Source organism: Burkholderia sp. RF4-BP95 (genome assembly GCF_001521985.1).
In the GTDB taxonomy this organism is placed as follows: Bacteria; Pseudomonadota; Gammaproteobacteria; order Burkholderiales; family Burkholderiaceae; genus Burkholderia; species Burkholderia diffusa.
Genome location: NZ_LOSX01000096.1, coordinates 42,589 through 49,341, shown reverse-complemented (window position 1 = coordinate 49,341; position 6,753 = coordinate 42,589). Strand labels below are relative to the sequence as shown.

Below are 6,753 nucleotides of genomic sequence, written 5' to 3'. Positions count from 1 at the left end.
CCGGCGTGGAACGACGACGTGTTCGTGTCGTGGTCGCCGGCCAGCGGCGTCGTGCTGACGCAGTGAGGGCGACATGACGAAACCCACCGTTGATGCTGCGTCCGCGCTGTCGCGCTTCGTGCCGTCGGGTCGCAACCTGGCGATCGGCGTGCCGTTCCTGTGGCTCGCGATCTTCTTCGCGTTGCCGTTCGCGCTGGTGCTGAAGATCAGCTTCGCGGATCAGATGCTCGGCATTCCGCCGTACACCGCGCTCGCGCGACTGGAAGCGGGCACGGTACAGGTCGCGTTGTCGCTGAAGCATTACGCGCTGCTGCTGCAGGACGACCTGTACCTGAACACCTACGTCAGTTCGCTGAAGATGGCCGCCGCGTCGACGCTGATGTGTCTGCTCGCCGGTTATCCGATCGCGTACTGCATTGCCCGCGCGGCGCCGGCACGCCGCAACCTGCTGATGATGGCCGTGATGCTGCCGTTCTGGACGTCGTTCCTGATTCGCGTCTATGCGTGGGTTGGGATCATGAAGGACGACGGCTTGCTGAATCGTGCGCTGACGGCGCTCGGCGTGATCGCGGCGCCGCTGCGGCTCTATCACACCGACGCGGGCGTCTACATCGGGATGGTCTATTCGTACCTGCCGTTCATGGTGATGCCGCTGTATGCGCATCTCGTGAAGCTGGACCTCACGTTGCTCGAGGCCGCGCACGATCTCGGCGCGACGCCGTGGTCCGCGTTCTGGCGCATCACGCTGCCGCTGTCGAGAAACGGGATCGTCGCGGGCAGTCTGCTGGTGTTCATTCCTGCCGTCGGCGAATACGTGATTCCCGAACTGCTCGGCGGCGCGAACACGCTGATGCTCGGCCGCGTGATGTGGGACGAGTTCTTCAACAACATGGACTGGCCGATGGCGTCCGCGGTGACGGTGACGATGGTGGCGCTGCTGCTCGTGCCGATGGCGTTGCTCCATTACAGCCAGACCGAAGCGGAGGGGCGCTCATGACCCGCGCGAATCGCCTGTTCTCTGCCTGTGTGCTGGGCGCGGGCTTCCTGTTCCTGTACGTGCCGATCGCGAGCGTCGTCGTCTATTCGTTCAACGCGTCGAAGCTGGTGACGGTGTGGTCCGGTTTCTCGTTGCGCTGGTACGGTGCGCTGCTGCACGACGACGAATTGCTGACGGCCGCGTGGCTGTCGCTGAAGATCGCGTTGCTGACGGCGACCGCGTCGGTCGCGATCGGCACCTGGGCCGGCTTCGTGCTGGCCCGCGTGGGGCGCTTTCGCGGCTTCACGCTCTATGCGGCGATGATCAACGCGCCGCTGGTGATTCCCGAGGTGATCCAGGGCATCTCGCTCCTGCTGCTGTTCGTCGCGATGCAGCAGACCTTCGGCTGGCCCGCCGGACGCGGCTGGCTGACGATCTGGATCGGCCACGTGATGCTGTGTCTGTCGTTCGTCGCGGTGATCGTGCAGTCGCGCGTGAAGGAACTCGACCGCTCGATCGAGGAAGCCGCGCTCGATCTCGGCGCCCGGCCGCTGAAAGTGTTCTTCGTGATCACGCTGCCGCTGATCGCGCAGGCGCTGGTATCGGGATGGCTGCTCGCGTTCACCGTGTCGATCGACGACGTCATTCTTTCCGCCTTCCTGTCGGGCCCCGGTTCGACGACGCTGCCGCTCGTCGTGTTCTCGCGCGTGCGGCTCGGACTCAATCCGGAGATGAATGCGCTCGCAACGGTGTTCATCACGATGGTGACGATCGGCGTCGTCGTCGTGAACCGCTCGATGCTGGCCCGCGAGCGACGACAGGCTCGCGAGGCCCGTGCATGGCACGCGGCCGCCGCGCCGGACGCGCTCGCCCCACCGCCCGCGTTGCCGCCCGATCGCCCGTCGGCCGCGCACGCGCGGCACGACCCCGCACCGCATCCCGTGAAGTGAAGAACGACAAGGAGACGTCGAATGAAAAAGAAGGTGCTTTGCGCGTTGATCGCCGGTGCGTTGCCGGGGTTGGCCGCCGCGAGTTCGAGTGCCGACCAGATCAGGGCGCTGCAACAGCAGATCGCCGTGCTGCAGCGGCAGATGAGCGCGCTGCAATCGCGACTGGCTGCGAAACCGGCGGCTGCCCCGGTGTCGTCGACAGCGGTGGCGAGCGTGCCCGCCGTCGATCCGTCGGTGCCCGGCTACGGGCAGGCGCCGGCGGTGCTGACCAACGACGACGTGACCGAAATCCGGCAGCAGGTCGCGAACCAGCAACTGAAGGTCGACTCGCTGACCGACGCCGCGCGCACCGGCCCGATCGCCGGGCTGTCGGTGACCGGATATCTCGATCCGACTTACGTGTACAACCGCGGCGCCGGCACCTCGTCGTTCCAGTTCGCGAACCATGAGAACGCGTACACGTATTACAACAGCACGTTCGGCGACGTGTTCCTCGACATCAAGAAGACGTTCGGCGTCGGGCCGACCGCACCGTCCGCCGAGATCACGCTGATGCCGAACCGCGGCGCCGGCCTGTCGATGATGACGGGCAGCGGCGCGAGCGGTCTCGACATCGTGAACACGGCCGTCGTCACGGTGCCGCTGTCGGGCACGACCGCGTTCGTCGGCGGGCTGGTGCTCGGCTTCGGCGGCTACGAGTACCAGCAGTCGAACCAGATGCTCACGCTCACGCACAACCTGCTGTACGACTTCTCCGATCCGGGCTCGTCGATCGGCGCGGGCATCAACTACCTGAGCCCGAGCGGCCAGTGGGCGTGGAAGTTCTTCGTCGGCAACGAGCAGTTCCGCAGCGCCGGCGCCGTCACGCAGACCGGCGTGAATGCGCTCGGCGACCCGATCACGACGAGCAACAAGGTACCGACCTTCACCGCGCGCGTGGACTACATGCGCGGCAGCGCGCTCGACATCGGCGGCTCGATCAACATCGGTCGCCAGACGCTGCCGAGTGCGATCGACCCGGCCACCGGCACGGTGCACTACGGCGTGGGCGGCAATGCGCCGAGCGCATACGGCGCGTTCTTCTTTGCGGAAGCCGATGCGACCTACACGCTCGCCGATGCGCAGTACAACGCCGAGCTCGATTACGGCCAGCAACAACACGGCGCGTTCAACGGCGGGCTCGCGCAGTGGTTCGGGTTGTCGCTGCTCGCGCACCGCAAGTTCAACGTGCCGGTGGTCGGCCGCATGGGTGCGACGTTGCGCTATGACCTGCTCGTCAACCGCAGGAACGGCGGCGGCGGATCGTCGATCGGCCTGAACGGCAACGGGATGGATCCGTACAACGGCTTCGGCATCGACGCGGACTGCCTCGCGATGTCGAAGGCGAACGGCGGCGTCGGCTTCGAATGCAAGGGCGCGACGCGGCAGGCGGCCGCATTCGACCTGCTGTTCTATCCGACTCAGCAAGTGACGGTCAAGGTCGAGTATCGGCACGACTGGGCGAGCAACAAGGTATTCCTGCGTCACGACGGGTCGTACGCGAAGTCGAACGACCTGCTCGCGACTCAACTCATCTACGCGTTCTGACGCGACGCTGTTCGCGAATGTCACTCATGCTCAAGTTCGAAAATCAGCAACATATTCAGTCGTACTACGCAGACACGGCCAACGACCGGACCCGCCATCCGTCGCTCGACGGTGCCGTATCCGCCGACGTATGCGTGATCGGCGGCGGACTCACCGGCCTGTCCGCGGCGCTCGATCTCGCCGAGCGCGGTCATTCGGTCGTGCTCGTCGAGGCGTCGCGAATCGGCTGGGGCGCCAGCGGCCGCAACGGCGGCCAGCTGATCGCCGGCTACTCGTGCGACATCGATACGTTCTCGGCCCATCTGCCGGAAGACGACGTGCGGAAGATCTGGGCGATGGGGCTCGAATCGGTCGATATCGTCCGGCGGCGTGTCGAGCGGCACGGCATCGATTGCGACCTGACCTTCGGCTATCTGACGGCCGCGAACAAGCAGCGCCACGTCGACGCGCTGCGCAAATGGCGCGACGCCGCGGCGAGCCGCTTCGGCTACCGCGGCTACGACATCGTCGAGCGCGCCGACATGCCGCGCTTCGTCGCATCAGATCGTTACGCCGGCGGCCTGCGTCACGAAGGCAGCGGCCACCTGCATCCGCTGAACTACACGCTCGGCCTCGCGCGCGCGGCGCGCGCGGCCGGCGTGACGATCCACGAGGACACGCCCGCGCTCGCGCTCGAGCGCGCCGCGCCGCACCACCGTGTCAGGTGCGCGCGCGGCCATGTGGATGCCCGCTACGTCGTGCTGGCCGGCAATGCGTACCTGGGGCGGCTCGCGCCGAGCCTGGCGCGCAAGATCATCCCGGTGGCGACCTACCTGATCGCGACGGAGCCGCTCGGCGAAGCGCGCGCGGCCGAGACGATGCCGGCCGACGCGGCGATCAGCGACTGCAATTCGGCACTCGACTATTTCCGGCTGACGCGCGATCGGCGTCTGCTGTGGGGCGGCAAGGCGAGCAGCTCGACGCGCGCGCCGCGCGATCTCGCGACGGCGATGCGGCGCGACATGCTGAAGACGTTCCCGCAGCTCGCCGACGTGCGGATCGACTACGCATGGGGCGGCCTGATCGACGCGACGATGAACCGCGCGCCGCATTTCGGGCGGCTCGAGCCCACCGTGTATTTCGCGCAGGGCTTCTCCGGGCACGGCGTGAACGTGACCGGCCTCGCCGGGCGGCTGATCGCCGAAGCGATCGACGCGCAGGCTGCGCGCTTCGACCTGTTCGGCCGAATTCGCCATCGCGACTTTCCGGGCGGCCGCGTGCTGCGCACGCCGATGCTGGCGCTCGCGATGGCGTGGCATCGGACGATGGACCTGCTTTGATCCGTGGAGCGCGGCTCGCGCGGCCGCGCGGCCACGAATCGTTTCGAACCATTCACTCATGCGATGGAGGCATTCATGACCCACGTTACCCGTCTCGTCGACCTGATGCAGGCGTCGGCCCGGCTCACGCAAAGCCGCGTGCCGGCCGGGCTGCTGCTCGACGGCAATCCGATGCAGACGCTGTCGCATCACTACATCAGCCCGTGCGGGCAGTTCAGTTGCGGGATCTGGGAATGCACGCCCGGACGCTGGACGATCGACTACGACGAGTCGGAGTACTGCGAGATGCTGAGCGGCGTCGCGATCGTGCGCGATGCCGACGGCGGCGAACGCGTGCTGCGTGCCGGCGACCGCTTCGTGATCCCACCGGGCTTTCGCGGCACCTGGGAGGTCGTCGAGACGTGCCGGAAGATCTACGCGTCGCATGCGCCGCAGGCGGAGCCCTCGTGTGCGTAACGCGAGGCCGAATCCATTCGATCCAGTCATCAACGAGGAGCATCCCATGACCCAGGAATTGTGGCGTCTGAGCGCGGCCGAGATGGCCGCGCACGTCGCGCGGCGCGACGTGTCGTCGACGGAACTCGTGCACAGCTGCCTGCGACGGCTCGAGCAGGTGAACCCCGTCATCAACGCGATCGTCGACGTGCTGGCCGACAGCGCGTTGCAGGCGGCGTCCGATGCCGATGCCGCGATCGCGCGCGGTACGCCCGTCGGTCCGCTGCACGGCGTGCCGGTGACGGTAAAGATCAACGTCGACACGGCCGGCCGCGCGACGACGAACGGCGTGCGCGCGTTTGCCGGCCTGGTCGCGCACGACGACAGCCCGGTGACCGCGAACCTGCGCAACGCAGGCGCGATCGTGATCGGGCGCAGCAACGCGCCGGCGTTTTCGTACCGGTGGTTCACGGACAACGACCTGCACGGCCGCACGTCGAATCCGTGGAATCCGGCACTGACGCCCGGCGGCTCCAGCGGCGGCGCGGCCGCGGCGGTCGCTGCCGGCATCGGCGCGATCGCACACGGCAACGATCTTGGCGGTTCGATCCGCTACCCCGCCTATGCGTGCGGCGTCGCGGGGCTGCGGCCGAGCACCGGCCGCGTGCCCGCCTACAACCCGACGCAATCGAAGGACCGCACGCTCGCCGTGCAACTCGCGTCCGTGCAGGGGCCGCTGGCGCGCACGGTCGGCGACCTGCGCCTCGCGCTCGATGCGATGGCGGCGGGCGACGCGCGAGACGCATGGTGGATGCCGGTCGCGCCGGCCGGCCACGACGCGGTGTTTCCCGCACGCGTCGCCGTGTGTCCCACGCTGCCGGGCGTACCGTCCGACCCGATCGTCGTCGATGCGGTTCGGCAAGCCGCGCGGTGGCTGGAGGAGGCCGGCTGCATCGTCGAGGAAGCGGAGCCGCCGCGGTTCGCCGAGGCGTGCGCGCTGTGGCTGGACCTCGTGACCAACGAAGCACGCAGCGGGCTCGGCGACGTGATCATGCAGCACGGCGACGCGGCGATCCGGACCGCGTTCGCGAGCCAGCGCAACCTCGCATCGCCGCTCGACCTCGCCGGCTACATGAATGGTCTGGCGCGGCGGACCGCGCTGCTGCGCGACTGGCAGCAGTTCTTCGCACGTTACCCGCTGCTGCTGATGCCGGTGTCGTGCGCGCAGCCGTTCGCGATCGATGCGGACCAGCACGGTGACGAGGCGATGCGCCACATCGTCGACATGCAGGGGCCACTGCTGGCAACCGCGCTGCTCGGGCTGCCCGGGCTGTCGGTGCCGACCGGCGTGCGTGGCGGCGTGCCGACGGGCGTGCAACTCGTCGCGGGCCGCTTCCAGGAGGCACTGTGCCTCGCCGCCGGCGAAGCGATCGAGGCGCGCGCCGGTACGTTCACGCCGATCGATCCGGTGACCGGATCGTGATGG

Annotated in this window: 6 protein-coding genes; all 6 read left to right on the top strand. The window is 68.0% G+C overall.

Translation table 11 applies throughout. The annotated features are described in order from the left end of the window. Nucleotides 1–73: 73 nt before the first annotated feature. The 6 genes from WS46_RS33020 (at nucleotide 74) to WS46_RS32995 (ending at nucleotide 6,750) form a co-directional block, all read left to right on the top strand. Nucleotides 74–997: an ABC transporter permease subunit gene (locus WS46_RS33020; RefSeq protein WP_059693689.1), complete on the top strand. Its 924-nt coding sequence runs from the start codon at nucleotides 74–76 to the stop codon at nucleotides 995–997. Then, complete coding sequence (locus tag WS46_RS33015; RefSeq protein ID WP_059693686.1) at nucleotides 994–1,926, top strand: ABC transporter permease subunit; 933 nt, start codon at nucleotides 994–996, stop codon at nucleotides 1,924–1,926. The genes WS46_RS33020 and WS46_RS33015 overlap by 4 nt, the downstream gene beginning before the upstream one ends. 21 nt (nucleotides 1,927–1,947) lie before the next feature. Then, nucleotides 1,948–3,513 carry a DUF3138 family protein gene (locus WS46_RS33010; protein WP_059693684.1) on the top strand — a complete coding sequence of 522 codons (1,566 nt, stop codon included), beginning with the start codon at nucleotides 1,948–1,950 and terminating at the stop codon, nucleotides 3,511–3,513. Between the two features lie 26 nt (nucleotides 3,514–3,539). Next, nucleotides 3,540–4,832, top strand: coding sequence for an FAD-binding oxidoreductase (locus tag WS46_RS33005; protein WP_059693682.1), 1,293 nt, complete (start codon nucleotides 3,540–3,542; stop codon nucleotides 4,830–4,832). Between the two features lie 75 nt (nucleotides 4,833–4,907). Continuing rightward, nucleotides 4,908–5,288 carry a cupin domain-containing protein gene (locus tag WS46_RS33000; RefSeq protein ID WP_059693698.1) on the top strand — a complete coding sequence of 127 codons (381 nt, stop codon included), beginning with the start codon at nucleotides 4,908–4,910 and terminating at the stop codon, nucleotides 5,286–5,288. Between the two features lie 46 nt (nucleotides 5,289–5,334). After that, nucleotides 5,335–6,750: an amidase family protein gene (locus tag WS46_RS32995; protein ID WP_059693680.1), complete on the top strand. Its 1,416-nt coding sequence runs from the start codon at nucleotides 5,335–5,337 to the stop codon at nucleotides 6,748–6,750. Nucleotides 6,751–6,753 lie beyond the last annotated feature (3 nt).

Coding starts and splice junctions, on each gene's coding strand:
- WS46_RS33005 (WP_059693682.1), top strand. CDS start 3,540: ATGCTCAAGTTCGAAAATCAGCAACATATTCAGTCGTACTACGCAGAC.
- WS46_RS32995 (WP_059693680.1), top strand. CDS start 5,335: ATGACCCAGGAATTGTGGCGTCTGAGCGCGGCCGAGATGGCCGCGCAC.
- WS46_RS33000 (WP_059693698.1), top strand. CDS start 4,908: ATGACCCACGTTACCCGTCTCGTCGACCTGATGCAGGCGTCGGCCCGG.
- WS46_RS33010 (WP_059693684.1), top strand. CDS start 1,948: ATGAAAAAGAAGGTGCTTTGCGCGTTGATCGCCGGTGCGTTGCCGGGG.
- WS46_RS33020 (WP_059693689.1), top strand. CDS start 74: ATGACGAAACCCACCGTTGATGCTGCGTCCGCGCTGTCGCGCTTCGTG.
- WS46_RS33015 (WP_059693686.1), top strand. CDS start 994: ATGACCCGCGCGAATCGCCTGTTCTCTGCCTGTGTGCTGGGCGCGGGC.